Consider the following 22,388-nt stretch of genomic DNA (forward strand, 5'->3'; position numbering starts at 1 on the left):
CTATGTTTATTTATTAGAATTGTACTTCCAAACCGAATGTAAATACACGGCTCTTAGGATATGCTCCCCAATCAAATCCCGGCATCAACGGACTATTACGCATGTTCACTTCGGGGTCGTAACCACTATATTTGGTTAAGCAGAAGAGATTTTGAGCCGTACCATAAACACGCATTTTGCTCAAATGCCACTTGCGGATGAGCTGAGATGGGACGGTGTAACCGAGTGTAATATTCTTCAATCTTAGGTAAGAGCCATCTTCAACAAAGCGTGAATAGAGTTCGTTCTTCACATAGCCTTTGGCCGACGGAACCATGTTAGAAGCATGGGTAGGCGTCCATCGGTCGGCCGTTTCAGCCAATTGGTTGCTGCGTTCGTCCTGAGTTTGCGTATTAAACATACGAGTGGCATTATACACATCGTTACCACAACTGAATTGGAAGAGGATACTCAGATCGAAACCTGCATAGTTAAAGGTGTTGGTAATACCGCCATACCATGTGGGATAACCATTACCAATAACGGTACGGTCGGCAGTATCAATGACTCCATTGCCATCAATATCCTTATATTTCACCATGCCGGGAACCACTTGTCGACCGGCATGCTTGCTAATATCAGCCACACCGGGCTTCAAGGTCATCGTTCCCGATGGCGTAAGATTGAAGTCGGACATCTGATAAACGCCATCAAACTGATAGCCATAAATTTTACCAAGCGACTCACCTACCATCGCTACATAGTCGTAGCTGCTGAAATTGGAGTTGAAACGAGTAGCTGAATACATCGACAGTGTACCGTCTTGCAACGACTTCAAGGTATTTTTAACGAAAGACACATTGATATCGGTCTGCCACATGAACTTCTTGCTACGAATATTGACGGTATTCAAGTTCAATTCCAAGCCCTTGTTCTGAACCTTACCAATGTTCTGCCACTGCGATTCAAAGCCGGTTACATAAGCTAAATTCTGTGCTAAAAGCAGGTCTTTGGTATTTTTGACATAGAAATCGGCCGATAGATTCACTCTACTATCAAACAAGCCAAGGTCTATTCCGGCATTCAATGTCGACTGACCTTCCCACTTCAAGTTCATATTAGCCAACTGTTTCGGGGTAAGCACAGTTACCATCTTGTTGCCAACACCATACTTACTCTCTGTATAGAGGTCCATAGAGAGGTAATTAGAGATACGATCGTTGCCCACAGTACCCCAACCCAAACGCAGTTTCAAGTTAGAAATAGGCTTCACATTCTTCATAAACTTCTCCTCAGAAACACGCCATGCTGCTGAGAACGAGGGGAAATAGCCCCACTTATGGTTCTTGGCAAACACCGTAGAACCATCGGCACGGACAGTTGCTGTGAGCAAATAACGATTGTCGAAGTTGTAGTTAGCTCGCGCAAAGAAAGATAGTAGTTTCTTTTCATAGCGGTTAGTAGCCACCTGACTAGGCGTTGCTCCCAAACCAAGATTGTCGTTTCCTAGATTCTCAAAGGGGAAATCCTTGGCTTGTCCTAGAAGATACTCATTGCTACGGAAAGAAAATTCATGTCCCAACATCGCATCTAAATGATGTTTCTTGGCCAAGATGGTCTTATAGGTTAGGGTATTATTGGTAGACCAACGTAAGTCTTTCTGCATCTGAGTAGAACCATACGTGCCTCCACCACGATAAGCTTGGCTGGAATTCTCGCCATAAAACAAATCGGTACGCGTATTGGTGACATTGTAAGTAGCCGCGCTTCTCAAAGTCAAACCTTTCATCAGTCGCACATTGAAAGCTAAATTGGCTCCCCACAATTCTGCCTGTACACGATTATTAACAGCCTCCGACTGTTTGATAGGGTTGATTTGGGAGTAACTATCGTTCTCTTGAAGCAACAAAGGGTCGAACACCGAGGTGAGCAATTCCTCATCGGTAACTTGCAAGCCACCCGTAGGACGAGCACGAAGCAGATTAGACAGCACGTTCAATGTACCACCCGTGCCGGCCGTACCGATACCTTTTTTCACCGAATTGGAGTAATTGATGGTAGCATCCATGTTGATGCTCTTGTTGATATTCTGCTTCAAACGCAACTTACCGGTATTCTTCTGAAAACTACTATTGGTGAAAATACCGTCTTCATCGAAATGAGAGAACAAGACAGCATACTGAGAATCCTTACTACCTCCGGATATACTGAAGTCATGATTCTGCGACCAAGTAGACTTAAATGCTTCTTTCTGCCAGTCGATACCGGACACATGAAGATAATCATCCAACGACTGGTAGCGATAAGGATTACCATCTGCGTCGTTTCCTTCCTTATAATAAGTGCCTGCATACTTCGTAGGGTTAATCTCCATCTGTAGTTTTGCAAACTCATAAGGATCTAACAAGTCCAAATGTTTTGAGATTGAACGCAGACTAAACGAACCATTATAAGCAATGACCGGACGCCCTTGCTTTCCCGATTTCGTCTTTACCAGCACTACACCATTGGCTGCTCTGGCACCATAGATAGCCGATGCCGACGCATCTTTCAACACATCAATAGACTCTATGTCTGAGTTAGCAAGGTAATCAATATTGCTTACCTCAAACCCATCGACGATAAACAGCGGTGAAGAATCACCATTCACGGTACCGACACCACGAATCTTTATATCAAAACCCGAACCGGGAGTACCATCAGCAGCCGTTACTTGCACGCCGGCCATCTGTCCTCCCAACGCCTCTACTACCGAACCGGTCTTGAAGTTTTGGATTTTTTGCTCGTTAACACTGGTTATGGAACCTGTAATATCGCTGCGCTTCATATTACCATAGCCCACTACTACCACCTCGTTCAACGTCGCATTGTTGCTCTGCATCACGATACGATAGTCCTTTTCAGAGGTAAGACGCATCTCTACATTCTTATATCCGATATATGAAAACACAAAAACCTTGCTCTTCACTTTCGGTATCGTAAACTTACCATCAATATCCGTAATGGTACCACCAGCTCCCGACTTAGCCCTTACGGTAACACCTATCAATGGTTCGCCGTCTTCATCGACCACTGTACCTTTCACGCCGGATTGGGCGAAAGCACTTATTGCGCCTACCAAAAGCAACAATATCATCAAGACGCTCTTCTTTTTCATATCTAGAATTATCTTTCTCATATTTCTTCTGCAATTATTTTCATTAGTATTCAGTGCCAATCCTATTTGAAATTGGTATCAAACCAGATAGCCAATGGGAATATCTGACTACCCTTAGCCACGCTACCTACATTGCCATCGTTGGTAAACGTCATCTGCCCGATGAACACCCCGTTGGCATATTCTTGGTCAACGATCCACTTGTTTGCATTTACTTGGACTGCACAATCCTTCGTTGCGTCCACATAACACAGCGTTGTGTTCAGCGCACCTTGATTATCATAGTACGACACAGGCTTACGAGCACCGGCATTCACAGCCGCACTACCGTAATAGTTTTTCCACATCGCATACATGAACGTGTTGGTAACACCGGCCTTCAATACGCCTGTCACATGCGAAGCAGGTCCACCTATATTATAGTAATTGAACGAACGACGATAGTCCATCAAGAACTTACCCGGCTTACCTCCGCTTACCGTGGGGGCATTAGAGATTCCACCAGTACGCGGATTCACCTGTAATACAAACGGAGTATAATCTACCGACACACCTTTCACAGCTTTCGAGCAATGTACAAACACCGGTGTCTTCACTGTAACCTCGGCCGATGTGCCCTTACCGGTAGTGGTAACAACCAGCACCATGAACACTTTACCGCCTTGCCACTTATTGAACGTAATCTCACCGGTATGCGAATCAATAGTCACATCTGTTGTCGACGAATTCTTAGTATCAATACTATACTCAGCCTCTACACCACTCTGAATATCGGTCGACTGCACTTTCATCACCAGCGGAGCAGCCGATTTAATGCGATATTGGCTCGCATAATTACGCACCGGAGACAATCCGATGTTGTTTCCCCAATGTACATAGGTGAAGAGATATTTATTTTTGATGACCTTCAAAGTGAACGTTGCCGTCATACTTCCCTTTGGATTCTCTGCCACCACGTTGATTGTATAATTTCCTTGAGCTATACCATTGCCTTTATCGGCAGTAATTTCTCCTGTTTGGGCATTGATATTCAACTTTCCGACCAACGCAGTAGGCAAGTCCTTAAACGAATATTTCACCTCATCGCCAGCAATAGCTTTCACCTTTTGGGTCAATGCCGCACCTTCAATCAGTTCTACTGTGGGCTCATAAGCAAACTTCGTAATAGCATGAATCAGAGGAACAATGGTGAAAGTATAGGCTTGTGCGAAGTCGGTAGAGCCATACGCATTGGTCACAGTGACCGCAACCTTACACTCAGTTCCCATCGCTAAGTTGTTCTTTGCCAACGTCAACTCGCCCGTCGTGGCATCTATGCTGACAGGCGTATTGGCCGGAACGACCGACTTCACGCTATATTTCAATCCTTCGCGCGAGCCTACCATTACCGGAGTTACCGTCTTAGTCGGTTCCTCGGTACCTTGTTCCACCTTACTGAAGTTCGGATCATAGGCTAGCGACAACGGTTTGGACGCAACATTTACCTCTATAGCGTTGGCAAACAGTCCCTCGGTCGATTCCGCATCGACCACTGCTGTCGTCAACTTCATATCAATGACATATTTACCGGGCTTCAAATTTTGATGTTTATTACCAAAAGACACCACTCCGGCATCCGATACGGCAAACAGTTCATCATTCTCTACCAGTTCACCTTCGTGTCGTACATTGGCCACAACATACTTCGTGATATGGATATGGTTTCCATCTGTAGTTATAGCAGAGGTGGGTAAATCTGATATACTCTTCGATAATACATCCTCATACTTCACATCTATCTTATTAGGTGTAGCCACAATGCCCTCCGGTACCGTACGCATCATATTCACGTGTACAATATCTTCAAACGCATAGTGTTTCCCAGCCGATTTACAAGCTACGCTCAATGCATAATTACCAATAGCTAACTGGCTGGTATTGGCAATAATAATGGCGCCCGTCTCCTTGTCTATGCCAAAGCTTTCGGTCTGTACTGCCGCGCCATCAAGCATGACGCGCGTTATCTCAAAGTCGTAAGGTTTCGCTCCAATATACGTAGGTGCATAGAGCGTCATGCTCATCGAAGGCCCTATATCGGTAACATCCGAATAGTAAAGTTGGAATTTACCACTGTCTACAGTTTCTTCCGAACACGAAACTACCATCATTCCACTGAGCAACACTATCAGTGTGCATAGGAATGTTTCCGTCATACATTTTATTCTTCGTATCATAGTCTAACTTTAAAGCGTGTATGTCAATTGATATACTTTTCCGTTTACATTCACTTCTACCGACGCTCCACCGGCGTGGAAAGTACCTGCTGCCTCTTTCGGGTTATCGGTAAACCGTGCTTCTACAGTCTGTTTTGCGTAGTCAGCAGCCGAACCGAACGGGCAAATCACGGTAATAAAGCGTGCAGCTCCCTTTTCCGGCTTCCTGATTGTATATTGATAACCGATTCTACTACCATTCACCTCGCCCAATTTATTGGAATAAGGAGAAGTAAGGTTTGCATATCCAAAGTCTTGGTTTGTCTCCGCAAATGTGCGAATAAGCATATTGTTATTATCTCCGAAGGCCGTATGTGCACCATAAACATGCTGAGCCGACAAGTCGTCTACCAGTGTTGTTTCGGCTCCCTTACCTGTTGCTAGATGGAAATTCAGGTTGATTTTATCCTTATTCCCATCTCCATAACCCTCATCTACTATCACAAAGAATCGGTTTTCTACGAAAAACACAGCTCTACGATGCGTCAGATTTTTGTACGATTTGTTCTCTGTGACCAACAACTGTGCCTGAGCTTGCTGCTCGTTCTTCAGCATTTTGCCGTTCATATAGCCTTTACCTATTACCGCACTCAAATCGGTCATCGTGTTATGCATCTTCGTAGCTGCATAAGAGTTACGAGCCACATTACTCTCATAGGTGCCACCATAAGAGTACACACCTGCATCGGGGAAGAAGTTCCGACCATTCTTATAGATGCAGAACGTGCCGTTATCGGGCTGGCAATGCCATTTGTTATTGGGATTGGCATTGTTTTTCAATACCATCATGGTAGCATCGGACTTCCATCCGTTACGCAACATATAATAACCCGACGTAGCATAAGTGCTCACCAAGCGGGTAGGCATCGTCCCTTGACGCCCTTCCGTCGCCAACCATTGTATTTCCGAATCCTCCGGATACATATCGGCATAGACGCGAAGATTCTTTAATATCACGTTCTTGGTATACGATGAGTTGCGCGTATCGTTGAAGTTGTCTAACGAATAATTGGGGAATATCAAGTCGCATACAAACCGTACTGCATTTTTCATCCTACTCGCATAGCTCGACGAGAACACATCCAGACGATTATTCACCTGTGCAAGCTTATACATAGCATTGAAGTCGCTGATAGCAGAGATATGATAACTGGGGTCAAGTTCGTTTTGTACACCATCGTCATTGAACTGATTACTCAACTCGTCGCTCACCATTGCAGCGCCTTCTTTCAACCATTCGGCCGATTTCTTAAACTCCGGCATCAACAATCCGGCTGTAGCAACCGACTTAGCCTGAGACAGTCTGATATTGCTTCCGTCGTTATAATAGCCCAATCTGATGATTTCCACCTCATCATGGAAAGCTCGCAAAACAGTGGTCAACCATCCGGCGCCAAACTTCATCGACTGTATGAAGTAGGGCAATATATCCATTCTGTCCCTTACTCGTTCGGTAGGTTGGAGTCCAACCCATGCTACGTCTTTATCGGCAGGTCGAGCTTGGGGATTGGGATATTGCGCCATCCATGCTCGATAAGTGGCTTTCCACGACTCAAGATACTTCTCGTCGCCCGTCACTCTGTAGGCTTTAGCTAATGCCGGCATCCATTGATGACGATGCAACTGGTTTTTAAATTCCTGATCGGGCATCGTAGCTGCCAGCGTTTCCCAATCTATCTTCCCATTGTTGACGAAAGAATAGTAGGTATCTACACCATTTGCCGTACTCTCTTTGAAGTTACGAATATAGAAACGATGCTGCAATGCTTGGTCGGCCATGTTTTGTTCGGCCGGAGAGATGGTCGGTGTCATCAGGTCGATGTTAGGATTTACCACGTTAGCTCGATTGCGATAATAGGTCAATAGTTCGCAAGCTGCATGGTAATACTGCCTTTGTACATACTGTTCTTTTACTTTTTCCAGTCCGGGATAGTCTAGGTTTAAAACCTCAAATAAGGCTTTATCTACCGAATCGGACGCCACAGAATCCGGGTAAGATACTAAGTCTACCACTTGTTTTTCTGTCGTACTCAAAGTGTCGTTAGAGCATCCTACACTGATAGATGCCCCTATACACAATGCCATAATAGGATAAAACGTGAAGTGTTTCATGATGGTTATTTTATTTATAGTCATTTTTCATATCTCCAATTCCGGCACCACATCTACCAAGGTCTTCCGTATCTGATTGTCCTTGACCAGTGTTTCTTCGCCTCGATATTCCACCTTGGCTCTTCCATCGCGCGTATATACACAGAATGAGCCGGATTTTTGAGCATCTAGAGAGAACTTAATGCGCCACTCTCCTATCTCCCATGTGCCGTCATCGCCCATCGTTATTTTTCTCGGCACGGCTGTCTTGGCATGTGTATCTACAATGGTGGCAAACCGGTACTGTCGAGTCTTGACTGTTTTAGCCGTAAAATGCCAATGGTTGCGATAGGTTTCCATTTTTCCTTTCTCATCGGCTCGCAACCAACTTACAGGTTCATAGAAGAATTGGTCGGTGACGTTGGTAGTCACTTTACTCGAAGAGAAAAGGTAAGCATCGCTGATACCGTGGATGTTTGAAGTAGATATTTTCACTCCATCCGGTCGTTGTTCCACCGTAATAGGCTCTAAAACAGCATGTAACAGATAGCTCCATTCCACAGGTTGGTCGGCTTCCAACTCGTCATAGATGAAGATAATGCCTGTACGCCCCAAACTCACCAAATGTCTCCGATAGGTCTTCAGATGGTTCCTGCCCCATCCGTGAGCCTCATCGAAGTGTACATCGGCCACCGCAGCACGGTTCTTCCACAATTCCGAGACTACCTCGCCATAGGCGTTAGATGCATCGCCTAGCACATAAGACACCTCTGTGCCGTCATACCAACGAGGCATCCATCCATAGCCTTCCGTACCGATGCGCTGTCCCATCCCATCAACCAAAATGGTGTTATGGGCGCGTGTACCACGATGACAATAGATACTATGCGGGTCGACAAACGCCACATGGTGTCCACTGCTATAAAACAACGACTCGCCACCATAGAATGTATTCCATGCATTCTGATTGGCCAGTGCATGCGAGGTAGACCCATACGGACTGGAACGGAAGCTCCACATAGCATTCTGCCGATAGTCGTTCCAATCGGTCATGCCCGAAGCCAGCCCCGATTCAGGGAAAATATAGCTCAGCGGCAACTTGTCCAAGCCGTCTCCAACAGGCAAAGGGCGATGACAAAGCAGGCGGAACCACGACAAGTCGGCCGACTTTCCACCGAACGCTTCTTTTAATATGGTGGAGTCTTCACGTACCGTCCGACGCACGAAATCGGCAGCATAGCCGTTATTCGTTAAACGAGCCAAGGCGTCCAAATAGCCTATTCGAGCCCCAGCGGGCTTCAGTTTCTTCTGATGAGAGCTACCGTTACCGCCCGATTTAGAGAAAGGCGGCTGCTGATACATTGTATAATAGACATTACCTCGATACCAAGGGTCAGCAAAGAAATCGAAGCCGGTAATCTTACTATAAAAATAGGGCAACTCTATGAGCGTGCGAGTATTCACCGTGAAATAAGAATCGCCATTATGCCATGCTCCATCGGCATTCAACCCCGGCATCCGTGTCACCCACACACCGTAGCAATAACGCAACCATTCGGTTGCTTCGGGTTTCTCACCATACACACTCACGGCAGCCATGGTCAAGATACGAAGTGTCATCTGCCACACATGGTTGTCGGCAATATGATTTTCCAATCGGTTTTGGTCGTGCTTATACATCTTTCTAGCCTTCGCACAAATAACCTCGCGCAACTTGTTTTTCTCGGCAGTTGTAAGCAAATCGTAAAACGAATCATACCCTGTTGAAGCCAGCGAAAGTAAGGTAGCATCATTAAAATCGCCCTTCACATTGGGATTCTTGTCCCAATCCATCATCACCAAAATACGTTTCACAGCCTCATGAGCATAGGCCGTATTCTTCGTCAATAGGTAGGCGCGCATCAATGCGTTGCAATTAGTTTCCTCCTTGTCGATGATACGACGACTTTCACGCGTCAGATAGGCTTTCACCTGCATCTCGTTCTTCAGATGTTTCAGCCGGTTGGTACGTATATCCTCTATCTGTTGCATTTGACCTTGCATCACTCGTTCGGCTCGTTTACAATACCATCGGTATTCGGGCATGTCTTTGCGGTTGCGCAACTGCTTCCACTCATCTTTCAACACCAACACGCGAGGATGCATCGCAGGTAGCTTAGATAGCAAAGTCTCGACAGATGGCGGACAGAAATAATCGACTGTGGGATTCATGACCACTCGCAACGTCTTGCTCCAACGCACTTTCTTTCCTTCCACGTAGCCGTATTGCCAATACCACGTACCACGTGCCAAGGTCTTCTCGGTATTGTAAAAGGGATATTTCGTGGTGTGTTCTGTGGTCTCACCACTAGGAAAAGTACTCTTACGCGCGTACCTTATTTTATAGGTAAAGGCCCTCTTAGAAACCGGGCGGTCGCTCTCTAGCCCGTCCAACCCTGTCTCTACAGGTTCTTCCACAGGCAAAGGCCATTGGAAAGCCACTGCCCGATTCGTGATTTCAGCGCCATCGGCAGGCGATGGTGTTGCTCTCATCTCGTGCATCAACGTCACATCACCAAGCACAACGCGCGTCTGTGCCTGCACTCTTGCTACACCGAGTGCCATCAAACACAGCCCTAATACTGCGATATATATTCTTTTGCTTTTCATCATAGATTCATTCTTCATGTGCTGCTGCGGCTTGGCAGCAATGTTGTCTCAATCAGGCAGCGTTGCTGTCGAGCCTTTTCAGCGATGCTGCCAAGGCCTTGCAGCAACATGCCTGTATACCTTTATCGGTCTGTGGGCAACCATTTTGCCTTCAAACGTGTAGCTCCCGACGGATGTTTTTGCATCCATTCAGCCAACATCCGCCTATGTGCCCGCAACACATCTCGGTATTTTGATGTCACAGCAAGATTGATCATCTCGCCCCTATCGTTCGACATATCGAATAATTGCTCGCGGTTTTTACCGGTATCATACATCACATACTTATATCGAGGAGTGCGCACCATCCAGCCCAATGTGCCTGCCGTCTGAGCGAAATTGGTCTCCGTCACGACGTAAGGATGAATCGTCACGCTGCTATCTCCGCGCTCCAAGGCTACACGCCAACTCTTTCCACTGCGCCCTTTGGGCATGGCTATACCGGCAAAATCGCACAGGGTGGGCATTAGGTCTTCACCGTTGTTGACTAATTGCGTCATTACCTTACCACGATTTTTACCACGAGGCATACACACTATCAATGGAATGCTGGCCACATTCTCGTAGAGTGCCGTCTTCTGATTCCACTGATGAGCTGCACAACCGTCGCCATGGTCGCTGGTAAACACCACCAACGTATTGTCCCACAGACGTTGTCGATCCAGTTCGTCGACTATCTTACCGATCTCGGCATCCACGTTCTCCACCAATTGGTAGTAAGCATCCAAGTAATTACGCCAATCATCAGGGGTGTAATCGGCCGTAGGATACATTTTTAGACTAAACTTTTTCTCGTATGTCAAAGCCGAAGCATCGTAAGGATTCCGTGTAAAATTGGCCGGCAAAGGTGGTCGGTCATCGGCCTTTCGTTCCTCTATACGACCGGCCGGAGGATTCTGTCCGCGAGCAAACTCACATATACCATGGGGATTATTAAACGAAGCCACCAAAAAGAATGGCTTATCATGCTTACGACGCAGGAATGAAACACAAGCCTCAGCCAGCCCTTTGTCATCATGTCCATGCAACTTATCGAAGCCAAAGGCCTCTTTTGCAGGCAGTTCATTCGTATTGACATGCCACTTACCGGCGTAAGCACACTCGTAGCCGCCACTTCTTAACACCGTACCCAAGGTCTCTTGGCACAATGAATCGGGCAAGGGTTTACCGTTTTCTTGCATCCCTACCTCGCTAGGCATGTAACCGGTGAACATCGAAGCACGCGAGGGACCACTCAAAGGGAATGCACAATAGGCATTGACAAACATCATACCACGGGCTGCCAAACGGTCCATGTGGGGAGTATTGACGTAAGGATTGCCCATACACGACATGGCCATGGCCGCTTGTTGATCGGTCATGATGTAGAGAATATTAGGACGTTTCTGCGCCATAGACAATAAAGGCAATGTCACAGTCAATGAACAGATGATGATTCTTGCTTTCATAGGCATGGTATTACTATGTAGCGAAAGTACACAAAGCATTCCGTTCACACTAGCAATATTGTACAAACAATTAACAATATCGTGCAAAAATGCCTATAATAGGGCTATTACTGCACAAAACTGACATTGTTTTCAACAAATGAGTTGATATAAACGAGGCTTTTAAGCTATCTTTGCCTAAACATAAAAGTAACCATCAAAAACATTCGCAACTATGAAATTAAGAACATTCGGTGTATCGCTTTTGCTATTGATGAGCGTCGGTATCCGGGCAGCATGGGCGGGAAATGTCGACCATGTCACCGAAGGGGTATTTCAAGAGCTCAATCTTGACTATCCCGGACTGGAGAAAGTAAAGGCATACTATCAAAAGAAGAATATGAAAGGAGCGGCTAAAGAACTGCTCAAATACTATCGGTCGCGCCAAGGGATAACCGATCCCGACATAGATTTATCCAAAATAAAGCTCAGCGACAAGGAACGTAAATGGGCGCAGGAAGCACTCGACCATACTTTCTATGTACACGATGGATACCAACCTTCATTTAATTATGGTAAGGATATTAACTGGCAATACTGGCCGGTAAAAGACAATGAGCTGAGATGGCAGTTGCATCGGCACAAATGGTTCACTCCTATGGGCAAAGCATATCAGACCACTCGCAACGTGAACTATGCCAAAGAGTGGGCTCTCCAGTATGCCGACTGGATTGCAAAAAATCCACTTCTAAAGATTCAGAAGAAAGTGTACGAGGACAATATCAAACTCTCAGACCAACAAAAGGAAAACGTTCGGTTTGCATGGCGTCCTCTGGAGGTGAGCCATAGACTGCAAGACCAGATACACCAGTTTGTACTTTTCCTCAACTCACCGGCTTTCACACCCGAATTTCTGACCTTGTTCCTCGACAATTATCACCGACATGCCGTGCACATCACACGCAACTATTCGGGACGGGGAAACCATTTGCTCTTCGAAGCACAACGCATCTTCTTTGCAGGAACATTCTTCCCAGAATTCAAAGAGGCCAAGCGGTGGCAGACAGAGGGCATAGACATACTGAACAAAGAAATACATTTGCAGGTATACGACGACGGTGGACAGTTCGAGTTAGACCCCCATTATCATTTGGCATGTATCAATATCTTCTGCCGTGCCATCGAAATAGCACAAGCAAATCATCTGCAACAGGTCATCCCACAATCATATATAGACACTGTGGAAAAGATGATTGAGATGTATAGTAACATCTGTTTCCCCGATTACTCGAACCCGTGCTTCAGCGATGCCAAACTTACAAACTACAAAGAAGTCATCAAAGACTACCGAGCATGGGCAAAACTGTTCCCCAAAAACAAACAGATAGCTTACTTCGCTTCGGAGGGAAAAAAAGGCGAACTGCCACCCTATCTCTCGAAAGGATTCCTCAAATCGGGCTTCTTCGTATTCAGAAACAGCTGGAAACAGGATGCCACAGTGATGGTTGTCAAAGCCGGACCGAAGGGAGAATGGCATTGTCAGCCCGACAATGGCACATTTGATATATGGTATAACGGGCGAAATCTCTTCCCCGATAGCGGCTCTTACATCTACGCCGGCGACAGTATTGTGCAAAAACAACGCGACTGGTTCCGCCAAACGGCCGTTCACAACACGTTGACACTGAACAACCAAAACCTAGAAACTACCCAATCGAAGACCATATTGTGGCAACCCGACGGACAAATACAGACACTCGTAACAGAGAATCCCAGCTACAAAGACCTACGGCATAGGCGCACGGTGTTCTTCGTAGATCAGACTTACTTTGTAATAGTAGACGAAGCACTGGGTAAAGCAAGGGGAATGATAGACGTACACTTCCTCCCCGGCGATGGCAAACTGGCTGTCGATGAGGCTCAACATCGCGTAGCCACCTGCTATGATGGCCGGAGCAACATGGTGATACAGGCTATTGGCTCACAACCTTTCAAAACAATTCAAGAAGAAGGTTGGTACTCGCTGGCCTACAGACATAAGACAGCACGCCCCGCTATCAGCTTCAGAACAGAGAAACAGAGTGATGCTCCCGTGCGCTTCGTGACGCTCGTATATCCTTGTCAAGAACAAGGAGCAGTGAAATCTTTCAAAGCCGACATCGTGGAAGCGAGCGAGAAATCACTCAAAATCAATATCAATATTGACGGAAAGAAACGTCAACTCCAGTGGTAAACAGCTTAAAAAACTCTTATTCATCATGAAACTACAAATTATATCGGCTTGCTTATTAGTATCAACTTACTCGATAGGCGCCAATAAACAAAACGAAAAATGGGTGGACAATGCTCTACGCACCGCCACCCATCAGTTACTATACACCGCAAAAACGATTCACACACCTAACACGATGCCCCGTTCGTCGTGGCGTGGATACGACATAGCTTTCCTTGAGAAGCAGATGGAAGCAGACAGCACAGCCTTTGCTCGTGAACTAGTGAAACAGACTCCGACCGAAAAAGTGGGCACTTTACGCACTTGCGACATCTACGATTGGACCAGCGGATTCTATCCCGGCTCGCTATGGTATGCTTACGAGTTGACCCAAAATGGCAAGTTGAAAACCCAAGCGGAACGATTCACAACCATGCTCAACCCCATACGCCACTACACCCAAACCCACGACATAGGCTTCATGATAAACTGTAGTTATGGCAATGCGCTGAGATTGACCCACAACGACACCATTAAAGCCGTCATCATAGAGACGGCCGACAACCTCTGTAAGCGTTTCGACCCACGCATAGGATGCATCCGCTCATGGGATTTCGGTACATGGAACTTCCCCGTCATCATCGATAACATGATGAATCTAGACCTGCTGTTCAACGCAAGTAAGCTCACCGGCAACAACAAATACCGCGACATAGCCATCAAGCATGCACTTACGACTATCAAACATCACTTCCGTCCGGATTTCACCTCGTTCCATGTGGTAAGCTACAATGCCGACGGTAGCGTGGAGAAACAATGTACATTCCAAGGCAAAGCCGACAACTCGGCATGGGCTAGAGGACAAGCATGGGGCGTATATGGCTATACAGCTTGCTACAGAGAAACGCGCAACAACGTGTTTTTAAAGCAAGCCGTGAACATAGCCGACATGATTATGCAGCGCGTAAAGACCTCTGACAACATCCCATATTGGGACTACGACGCTCCGACCTTGCCCAATACACCGCGCGATGTATCGGCAGCTGCCATCACAGCGTCAGCTCTCATAGAACTCAGCAGGCTGGCACCAACAGGCAAAAAATATTTGGACTACGCCCAAAAGATTCTGCGCAATCTGTCGTCTCCGCAATATTTAGCTGCTAAAGGTACCAACAACGGCTTTATCCTCATGCACTCCGTAGGGTCACTGCCCAACGGTTCGGAAATCGACACACCTATCAACTACGCCGATTACTACTATCTAGAAGCTTTAAAGCGCTACATCGATATTAAGAAATAACAACCGCTCTTTAATCATACAGGGGGAGTGAGAGGATAATCCTCCTACTCCCCCTGTACTTTATATGGTGGTATTGCACTTATTTGAGATGTATCCGGCCGCAGTAAGTTCACGCATCTCTTGTTCAGTCGGCATGCGATACTTTCCCTTTGTTGCCCAATAAGCCACATCGCCATACTTAGCTTGACCGAAATCTTTTGTCTCTTGAGTGCAAGCACAATCCAAATACATCTTACCACTTATTTCTCCCGAAGCTTTCGTAGCGTAGTTATCATCTCCCCACGTGAGTGATTTCTCTCCTACTACGCCCCAATTGAAGTGGTCGTGCATCTTATTGCCTGCCTCGTCAACAGGTTCCAACTGTTCGGTATTCTTAAGAGTAATCTTATCGGGATACACTATTTTATAGTTATAAAATTGCCATTGTTCCTCAGCCAATCCCCATGAGTCATCATAATACATCAAATTACCCACTCCCCATTTCTTACCCTTCCAAACTCAGATTCAACACCTTATCAGCCTGCATCACACTTCCTCCATTAGGATAAGGATAAGACAATGCTATCCAATCGTGCTCGTTACAACTTCCCATCCCTCTAAGTGCAACCTTGCGACCTTGAGTATCTGTAGATTCACCATCTAGATTAATGACCGCAAGAGCTCTACTGAAAACAGCCGAGGAAGTAATATTATAAGCAAGCACCTTATCGGTTTTGACCCACAGACATTCAATGCCGTCAGCTTTCTCTGTAAGAAGTGTACGGGAAAGTGCCTTGGTCGTAGGCGTAGGAGCATCTAGCGTATCACGCTCTACCGTTATGGTGAGTTCACGCTCCACTACCGTTGGCTGAGGAGTTGGTGGTGTAGGAACATCCGGCTCAACACCTTCACTCCCACCACAACTAGATAAGATAACGACCACAAAGGCCATCATCAATCTTTTCAAACTGAATTTAGAATCTTTCATCTTTCTATAATACATTGCGATTACCAAAGTTTAATCGAAGATGGAACTGTGTTTTAAGCCATCTTCACTTTCCTGTGTAAAATCAGTTACCTTATTAAAGTCACTTGTTTCCACATACCCGTTTGGGCGGGACACACCTTTGACCGACGGAGTAGAACCCGCCAATAGCTGAAAATCTAAGCAAAGCTCAAAGATTTCCATCTCAGGCTTCACATAACATCTCCGTTCCATAATAGTGATTACAAAACTATCTAAATTAGATTATTTATCCTTTAGTTATCAGTCTCTTATAGTTTGCGAAAGCACAACTCTCCATGACATTCGTGTTATCATCTGATTTATGTTACAATAATTATGAAATTTTCCCATTATATGCAACATTTATACATACTATTTTATATTATTTTAAATATAACGTATATTTTTTTTACCTGCTTAACTCTTGTTTTATTTATACTAAAGTATAATGGTTGAATGGCCATTACACATAAATATTAAATAGATATAAAATATCTCATAAAGATAACGATTGCAAAAACAGATAAAAACAAAAAAAAAGAAGATAAGTCTTGCACTTTATTTCTAAAACGATACTAATTTATCTTTACGCGTTCACGCAAAGACTTACGAGCTAAAATGATTCCACTATTCACTTTCTAGTATCAACTTCACACGCCAAACTCCACCTCTCAACTCTATGCAACCACTTAGCAACATCACTGTCTAGGCTTTTCAGCATTACTGCAGAGCCTAAACAGAAATGCTGCTATCATCTTGCAGCGCCCTCACCTCGCCCCTTTTCCAAGAAGAGATGGGACATATTAAGTTTCCAAGTAAATTAGAATAAAGCACATATTCTTGAGAGTAAAGCTGACAAGCCTGCTTTCTTCCTCAAAAAACAATATCTAGTAACACATCTTACATCTCATCCTCAATAAGCACAAACGAGATAACGGCACAAAAAAAGAGGGTAAGTTTGAAACTTACCCTCTTATATATGAATCGTAATTCTAGATTATTCAGCAACCTGAACAGTAGCACGACGGTTGTAAGAAACTGGTGAAAGTTCGTTTACACCACCCTTACCAGTAGTCTGGATCTTATCACGATCAACACCCATGTTAACAAGTGCATCAGCAACAGTGTTAGCACGACGCTCAGACAGAGTCTGGTTGAATGCTGGAGTACCAGTCTTGCTATCAGCATAACCTGTAACAAGGAGGTTAGTGTTGTTGTCCTTAGCATACTTAGCCAAAGCCTCAACGTTAACGAGATCCTTCTTAGAAGCTACTACGCTCTTACCAATGTTGAAGAATACAGATACAGGAGTTGTAACATATTCCTTAACAGACTTGCTCTCAACAGGCTTCTGGTTAGCCAACATATCCTTCAAACGAGCGATCTCTGCATTAGCATCGTTGAGCTGAGCATTGAGAGCATCGATCTGAGACTGTGAAAGAGCCTTGATAGCGTCAACATCTGGAGTCTTATCCCAAGATGCTTTACCCAAGTTGAAAGTCAAACCAACTTCACCATAAAGGTTGTTGTCGCGATTGTCCCAACCACGATGGCGAGCTAATTTACCAGCCTTACCATCCATATCACTGCTCATGCTGTTCCAACCAAGTTCAACGTTAAGAGCGACTTTCTTACCTACATAGAACTGATTCAAGATACCTGCACTGAAGCCCATAGCGTATTTGTTGTAAGTCATAGAGCGACCTACACCCAAACCTGCGAATGGAACGAAGTTCCAAACACGGCTAGGATTGTAACCACAAAGCATGTTGCTCAAGTTGAACATAACCTGCTCGTTAGCCAACCAATACTTGTTACCGTTACCAGCATTGTCAGCATCAGTTACAGTCTTACCCCAAATACCCTGTACTTTAGTACGAAGACCGAGACCGGGGGTAAACCACTTACCGAGTGCTACAGAGACACCGGGATTAGAACGGAACTTCTTGATTGGGCTATTGCTCAAATTCAAGCCATGTTCTTCCTGAGAATACCAAGCATTCCAATCAGCACCTACTTGGATGAACCAATTGCTCCAGAATGAATTTGTAGCTACACTGTACTTTTCAACAGGATCAGCGTCCTGTGCCATTGTAGCCATTGATAAACCGGCGAAAGCCAGTACCATGAATAACTTTTTCATAATCTATTACTATTTATAATCAAAAAATATTGCTCTCTAACATGATTCCTCATACTATCGCTAGCTGATAATCTAGGAGCAAAGTTAATAATTAATTCCAAACAAAGAATGTTTTTATTAAGAAAAAATGATAAAAGCCACTTATTTTATTGATTTAACGCAATTTTTTGATAGTTTTTTATCTTTTCACTTCAATAGAAGTTCTATTTCACTTTGTTTCAATATACAAAGTACATTTTTGCCATCAGGTGTATAACTGGCATTCTGACAAGCGAAAAGGTTGTTAACAACGCTTTCCATCTCGTCGTTACTCAGTACTTGTCCATAGGGTATCGCTGCTTTTCGAGCCATCACCAAAGCCAACACTTCATGAAGGTCGGTTCGCATATCAATAGGTTTTTCCATGGCAGCTACTACCATTTCTTTTAATAATATAGTTATATCGACACCTTCCAACTCTGCTGGAATGGCATTAACTGCATAGCTATTACCACCTAACGCGGAGAGTTCAAAGCCCATACCATCCAAATCATCCTGAATCTTATCTAATGTAAGGCTCTCCACTGTCGACAACTGAACCGTCTGCGGGAACAAAACCTTCTGCGAGAGAGCATGACGAGTCTGTAATTGGCGCATGTATTGCTCGAAAAGAATACGTATGTGTGCCCGATATTGGTCGATAATCATCAGACCAGACTTGACAGCTGTCATGATATACTTGCCTTTATATTGATAATGTATAGGCGACTTTTCGGCCATTACATTATCATTTGACGATTCCATGGTCGCTTCTTCAGATTGTTGGGAAGCAAACACGTCTTCCTCATGAGGCTGTGATAATCCTTGATACAAGTCTTCCCACTGGCTAGGAGTCGTAATAGACTTCTCTGTTTTAAACGGATTATAGTTGGGATTGTATTGCACTTTCGGCACTTCCACTTGATGATTCTGCGTGAACACGGGAATATCGGGACGCCCTTCGGTATCAAAATCAATAGCAGGAATATCGTTGAACATCCCTACAGATTCTTTTACGGCAGCCATTAGAATCTGCCAAATAGGCTGTTCGTTCTCGAATTTGATTTCAGTCTTCGTAGGATGGATGTTCACATCAATATCTTCGGGGTTCACTTGGAAGTATATGAAGTAAGGTACTTGCTCTCCCATGGGAACCAATCTCTCAAAGGCTGTTTGCACAGCTTTAGCAAAATACGGATGTTTCATGTAACGACCGTTGACAAAGAAATACTGGTAGACACCTTTCTTACGGGCAGATTCCGGTTTACCCACGAATCCATGAATATCGCACATGCTCGTTTCGACATCCACCGGCAACAAATCTTGATTGAGACGTTTACCAAAAACATCGACTATTCGCTGTTTGAGACTTCCTCGACGTAGGTTAAACACTTCTGAATCGTTGCTATGTAACGTGAAAGCTACATCGGGATAAACTAATACGATGCGCTCGAAAGCAGCAATAATATGATTGAGTTCGGTGGAATTTGACTTCAAGAACTTTCTTCTCGCAGGCACGTTGAAGAATAGGTTCTCCACTTTGAAGTTGCTGCCTACCGCACATGAACATGCTTCCTGATTGGTAAACTTACCCGCAGAGATGGTCAATGACGTTCCAAGTTCATCATCCGGCCGACGTGTCTTCAATTCTATCTGAGCCACAGCAGCAATAGAGGCCAGTGCCTCTCCCCTAAATCCCATCGTATGTAGCGCAAAGAGGTCATCGGCTTTACGAATTTTAGAGGTCGCATGCCGCTCGAACGAGAGTCTGGCATCGGTCTCCGACATTCCTTTCCCATCGTCTATCACCTGAATAGAGGTGCGACCGGCATCCACCACAATGACATGTATATTCTTAGCACCGGCATCCACAGCATTCTCCACCAACTCTTTGATGACGCTGGCTGGACGCTGTATCACCTCGCCGGCAGCTATCTGATTGGCCACCGAATCCGGTAGAAGTTGTATAATGTCGCTCATATATGTTCTTTCTTTTAGTCTATTACTTTAGTTTCGTTAGTTAATGTATGGACAGAAATTAGTAGAAGTTAAAGCCTATTTAAGGCTTGAAGTTAACAGACATATGTCCATTTACTCCTTTTTATGATTCCAATGTCTTGATAACATTTAACTCCCGATAACTCCTAAGTTGAGCATTCATGCGAAACGTACATTCTATTATTATATAAGGTATACCCATAGCAGCACCAAGAGTAGTATCAATATCACCAACAATCCAAAAATTAATGTGTTCTCTTGCATCAGCCTGCGCTGTCTACGCCGCTGTACACGAGGCGTTGCTTGTTGAAAAGCCTGTCGTATCGTTTCTGAAGAATAGCCTTCTTCTTTTTCTATCCCCAATTCACGCTTGGCTCGTTGTTCTATCTCTGCGAGTCGTTCGCTGCGTTCATCCACATATATCATCTCATGATGGAAACCGCGTGGCTTGGGTTGTTTGAAGAAACTCATTGCTTTTCACTTTCTTTTGGTTTCGTCACTGCTGGCTTCTGCCTATTCAAATGTTGCAATGGTGCCTCTTGACGCTTCACGACCTTCAGTGTAGAATCGGCAGCTTTGCCACGCCACTCAAAGACATCGGCAGGACTAGTCGGCCGTAGTTCTTCGAACCAAGCAAACTCTGGAAGCTTATACTTGGTCGGAGGTATCTGCGTCATGGGATATAACGTACCCTGCGGTTTGGGCATCCAAATCTTTTCCAATTGCCGATTCTTGTTCATATACATACGCATCGTGTCCGATTCCACATAGTTCAAGCCTATCAACGAAGAATCTTTATCGTCTGTAGGATAGTATATCACCTTTACATTTCCGGTGGCAACAATGCGCCGAACCACCCCGTCCGTGAAATAAGCATCCATCAATTTCGACGACACCTGATTGTAGTTTTTCCCATCAGGCATGCGCTCTACAGACAGAGCCTGCCCCACTACATGGGCATCGCGTATCGTACTGTCTTGCATGTATACCAATATCTTCTCGCCTAATATCTGTCGTTCGCCATTCCAAGTTATCGGATCCTTGTACATAGTCATACAACTATCTTGCGAATTAGCCACCAGCGAGTCGCAGATAGCTTGCATATCTACACGGTAAACCTTTACGTGATTGAAGCAATGAACCTTGCGATACATCGAGTCCGTATTGATATTAAAGGTATATATCTTCATGGAATCGGCGTGCATATAGAGCGTATCTTTCTGAGAATAATCTTTGGCGAGTACCTTTTGAGTCGCCCAACCGTAACCGGTCTTCTCATTATAGTTCATACGCTCGCACTCCAAGCGATTCTTGTTCACCTTATCTATATAGATGACATTTCCGTATCCACGTGCCAACCCGGTATTCTTGTCATAAAACAGACTATCACCAGTAATGGTTTTATCCTTATCTACCACCGTCGAACGGCCATACATCTCTGCCTGATCGGTCTTTGTATCGAAGTAAGCATTCTCCGTATCTATCACACTTCCATTCTGTGTAATCTTCGACGGACCTGTAACATGAGCCTTCGAGCTACGCGTATCATAATGCAAGGTGTCGGTTGTGATAAGCCTACCGGCATTCGTCATACGCACATTGAAACGGAATGTGGCCTCACGTGTATCCATCCTATACTCTCCCCAGTCCGAAGACAATCGGTCTTTACCGTCTATCAATCGTCCACCCTCGAAGAAATAAGCATAATCATACAACTTGTCATAGTCCAGACTATCCGTATAAAGCGTTTGTCGACGATGCTTCAACACGACATTGCTACGCGCCATGAGCATTTGACTTTGACCATCGTACACTCCTCTATCGCATGTTAAAGAGAGTGTATCGCCCTGTTTGAACCGCACATGTCCGAATGCCTTCACCGAATTAGACTGTTGGTAGAAATACGCACTGTCACACCATAGCTGCGCACCTTGGTGTGTGAAGTGTACATGTCCCTTGACTATTTGGGCATCAGGCACCTCTCCATACATGTCAAACTTCAATTCATCCGAGTGAACCAAATACACACGGTCGTCCTGATGCGGTTTCTTGGGTGGCCGAATAGCCCACACTACTTGAAACAGGCATAGTCCAAACAGGCATAAAACCATGCCTATCATGGTTTTATGCCCGCTGTT

General features: G+C 45.0%; 14 protein-coding genes. 2 read left to right on the top strand and 12 right to left on the bottom strand.

Going from position 1 to position 22,388, the window contains the following annotated elements:
• Window positions 1-13: 13 nt before the first annotated feature.
• From HMPREF0671_RS05765 to HMPREF0671_RS05785, 5 genes are all read right to left on the bottom strand, one after another.
• On the bottom strand, window positions 14-3,157 hold the full coding sequence (locus tag HMPREF0671_RS05765) for a TonB-dependent receptor (protein ID WP_052052873.1): 3,144 nt from the start codon (window positions 3,155-3,157) through the stop codon (window positions 14-16).
• A 41-nt stretch (window positions 3,158-3,198) separates the two neighbouring features.
• The gene (locus HMPREF0671_RS05770; protein ID WP_036897898.1) at window positions 3,199-5,349 is read right to left on the bottom strand and encodes a surface glycan-binding family protein; all 2,151 of its coding nucleotides are present in this window, start codon (window positions 5,347-5,349) and stop codon (window positions 3,199-3,201) included.
• Between the two features lie 9 nt (window positions 5,350-5,358).
• Window positions 5,359-7,524: an alginate lyase family protein gene (locus HMPREF0671_RS05775; protein WP_231725669.1), complete on the bottom strand. Its 2,166-nt coding sequence runs from the start codon at window positions 7,522-7,524 to the stop codon at window positions 5,359-5,361.
• Window positions 7,525-7,527: 3 nt separating this feature from the next.
• The gene (locus tag HMPREF0671_RS05780; RefSeq protein ID WP_084589728.1) at window positions 7,528-10,131 is read right to left on the bottom strand and encodes a DUF4962 domain-containing protein; all 2,604 of its coding nucleotides are present in this window, start codon (window positions 10,129-10,131) and stop codon (window positions 7,528-7,530) included.
• A gap of 119 nt (window positions 10,132-10,250) precedes the next feature.
• Window positions 10,251-11,615 (bottom strand): sulfatase, encoded by a 1,365-nt coding sequence (locus HMPREF0671_RS05785; protein WP_052052882.1) that lies wholly within the window; start codon window positions 11,613-11,615, stop codon window positions 10,251-10,253.
• Between the two features lie 253 nt (window positions 11,616-11,868).
• Here HMPREF0671_RS05785 and hepC point away from each other — a divergent pair, with 253 nt between their 5' ends.
• Both hepC and HMPREF0671_RS05795 read left to right on the top strand, forming a co-directional pair.
• Window positions 11,869-13,827 (top strand): heparin-sulfate lyase HepC, encoded by a 1,959-nt coding sequence (gene hepC, locus HMPREF0671_RS05790; RefSeq protein WP_232223171.1) that lies wholly within the window; start codon window positions 11,869-11,871, stop codon window positions 13,825-13,827.
• A 25-nt stretch (window positions 13,828-13,852) separates the two neighbouring features.
• The gene (locus tag HMPREF0671_RS05795; RefSeq protein WP_036897904.1) at window positions 13,853-15,106 is read left to right on the top strand and encodes a DUF4995 domain-containing protein; all 1,254 of its coding nucleotides are present in this window, start codon (window positions 13,853-13,855) and stop codon (window positions 15,104-15,106) included.
• 60 nt (window positions 15,107-15,166) lie between these two features.
• Here HMPREF0671_RS05795 and HMPREF0671_RS05800 read toward each other — a convergent pair whose 3' ends face one another.
• The 7 genes from HMPREF0671_RS05800 to HMPREF0671_RS05830 form a co-directional block, all read right to left on the bottom strand.
• The gene (locus tag HMPREF0671_RS05800) at window positions 15,167-15,580 is read right to left on the bottom strand and encodes a hypothetical protein (protein ID WP_156958373.1); all 414 of its coding nucleotides are present in this window, start codon (window positions 15,578-15,580) and stop codon (window positions 15,167-15,169) included.
• 10 nt (window positions 15,581-15,590) lie between these two features.
• Window positions 15,591-16,073 carry a hypothetical protein gene (locus HMPREF0671_RS05805; RefSeq protein WP_156958374.1) on the bottom strand — a complete coding sequence of 161 codons (483 nt, stop codon included), beginning with the start codon at window positions 16,071-16,073 and terminating at the stop codon, window positions 15,591-15,593.
• Between the two features lie 30 nt (window positions 16,074-16,103).
• Window positions 16,104-16,304, bottom strand: coding sequence for a hypothetical protein (locus HMPREF0671_RS05810; RefSeq protein WP_036897910.1), 201 nt, complete (start codon window positions 16,302-16,304; stop codon window positions 16,104-16,106).
• A gap of 784 nt (window positions 16,305-17,088) precedes the next feature.
• On the bottom strand, window positions 17,089-18,234 hold the full coding sequence (locus HMPREF0671_RS05815) for an OmpA family protein (RefSeq protein ID WP_036897913.1): 1,146 nt from the start codon (window positions 18,232-18,234) through the stop codon (window positions 17,089-17,091).
• A gap of 186 nt (window positions 18,235-18,420) precedes the next feature.
• A complete protein-coding gene (gene mutL / locus HMPREF0671_RS05820; RefSeq protein WP_036897917.1) occupies window positions 18,421-20,232 on the bottom strand; it encodes a DNA mismatch repair endonuclease MutL in 1,812 nt (603 codons plus the stop codon).
• Window positions 20,233-20,433: 201 nt separating this feature from the next.
• Window positions 20,434-20,721 (bottom strand): hypothetical protein, encoded by a 288-nt coding sequence (locus tag HMPREF0671_RS05825; RefSeq protein WP_036897920.1) that lies wholly within the window; start codon window positions 20,719-20,721, stop codon window positions 20,434-20,436.
• Window positions 20,718-22,370, bottom strand: coding sequence for an OstA-like protein (locus tag HMPREF0671_RS05830; RefSeq protein ID WP_369793930.1), 1,653 nt, complete (start codon window positions 22,368-22,370; stop codon window positions 20,718-20,720). Before HMPREF0671_RS05830 ends, HMPREF0671_RS05825 begins: the two co-directional genes overlap by 4 nt.
• Window positions 22,371-22,388 lie beyond the last annotated feature (18 nt).

Source organism: Prevotella sp. S7 MS 2, from assembly GCF_000762865.1.
Taxonomy (GTDB): Bacteria; Bacteroidota; Bacteroidia; order Bacteroidales; family Bacteroidaceae; genus Prevotella.

Excerpts from the sequence above, each read along its gene's own strand:
- HMPREF0671_RS05775 (WP_231725669.1), bottom strand. The coding sequence starts at position 7,524 with ATGACTATAAATAAAATAACCATCATGAAACACTTCACGTTTTATCCT.
- HMPREF0671_RS05785 (WP_052052882.1), bottom strand. The coding sequence starts at position 11,615 with ATGAAAGCAAGAATCATCATCTGTTCATTGACTGTGACATTGCCTTTA.
- HMPREF0671_RS05765 (WP_052052873.1), bottom strand. The coding sequence starts at position 3,157 with ATGAGAAAGATAATTCTAGATATGAAAAAGAAGAGCGTCTTGATGATA.
- HMPREF0671_RS05830 (WP_369793930.1), bottom strand. The coding sequence starts at position 22,370 with ATGATAGGCATGGTTTTATGCCTGTTTGGACTATGCCTGTTTCAAGTA.
- HMPREF0671_RS05815 (WP_036897913.1), bottom strand. The coding sequence starts at position 18,234 with ATGAAAAAGTTATTCATGGTACTGGCTTTCGCCGGTTTATCAATGGCT.
- HMPREF0671_RS05780 (WP_084589728.1), bottom strand. The coding sequence starts at position 10,131 with ATGATGAAAAGCAAAAGAATATATATCGCAGTATTAGGGCTGTGTTTG.
- HMPREF0671_RS05810 (WP_036897910.1), bottom strand. The coding sequence starts at position 16,304 with ATGGAACGGAGATGTTATGTGAAGCCTGAGATGGAAATCTTTGAGCTT.
- HMPREF0671_RS05805 (WP_156958374.1), bottom strand. The coding sequence starts at position 16,073 with ATGAAAGATTCTAAATTCAGTTTGAAAAGATTGATGATGGCCTTTGTG.
- hepC (WP_232223171.1), top strand. The coding sequence starts at position 11,869 with ATGAGCGTCGGTATCCGGGCAGCATGGGCGGGAAATGTCGACCATGTC.
- HMPREF0671_RS05770 (WP_036897898.1), bottom strand. The coding sequence starts at position 5,349 with ATGATACGAAGAATAAAATGTATGACGGAAACATTCCTATGCACACTG.
- HMPREF0671_RS05795 (WP_036897904.1), top strand. The coding sequence starts at position 13,853 with ATGAAACTACAAATTATATCGGCTTGCTTATTAGTATCAACTTACTCG.
- HMPREF0671_RS05825 (WP_036897920.1), bottom strand. The coding sequence starts at position 20,721 with ATGAGTTTCTTCAAACAACCCAAGCCACGCGGTTTCCATCATGAGATG.
- mutL (WP_036897917.1), bottom strand. The coding sequence starts at position 20,232 with ATGAGCGACATTATACAACTTCTACCGGATTCGGTGGCCAATCAGATA.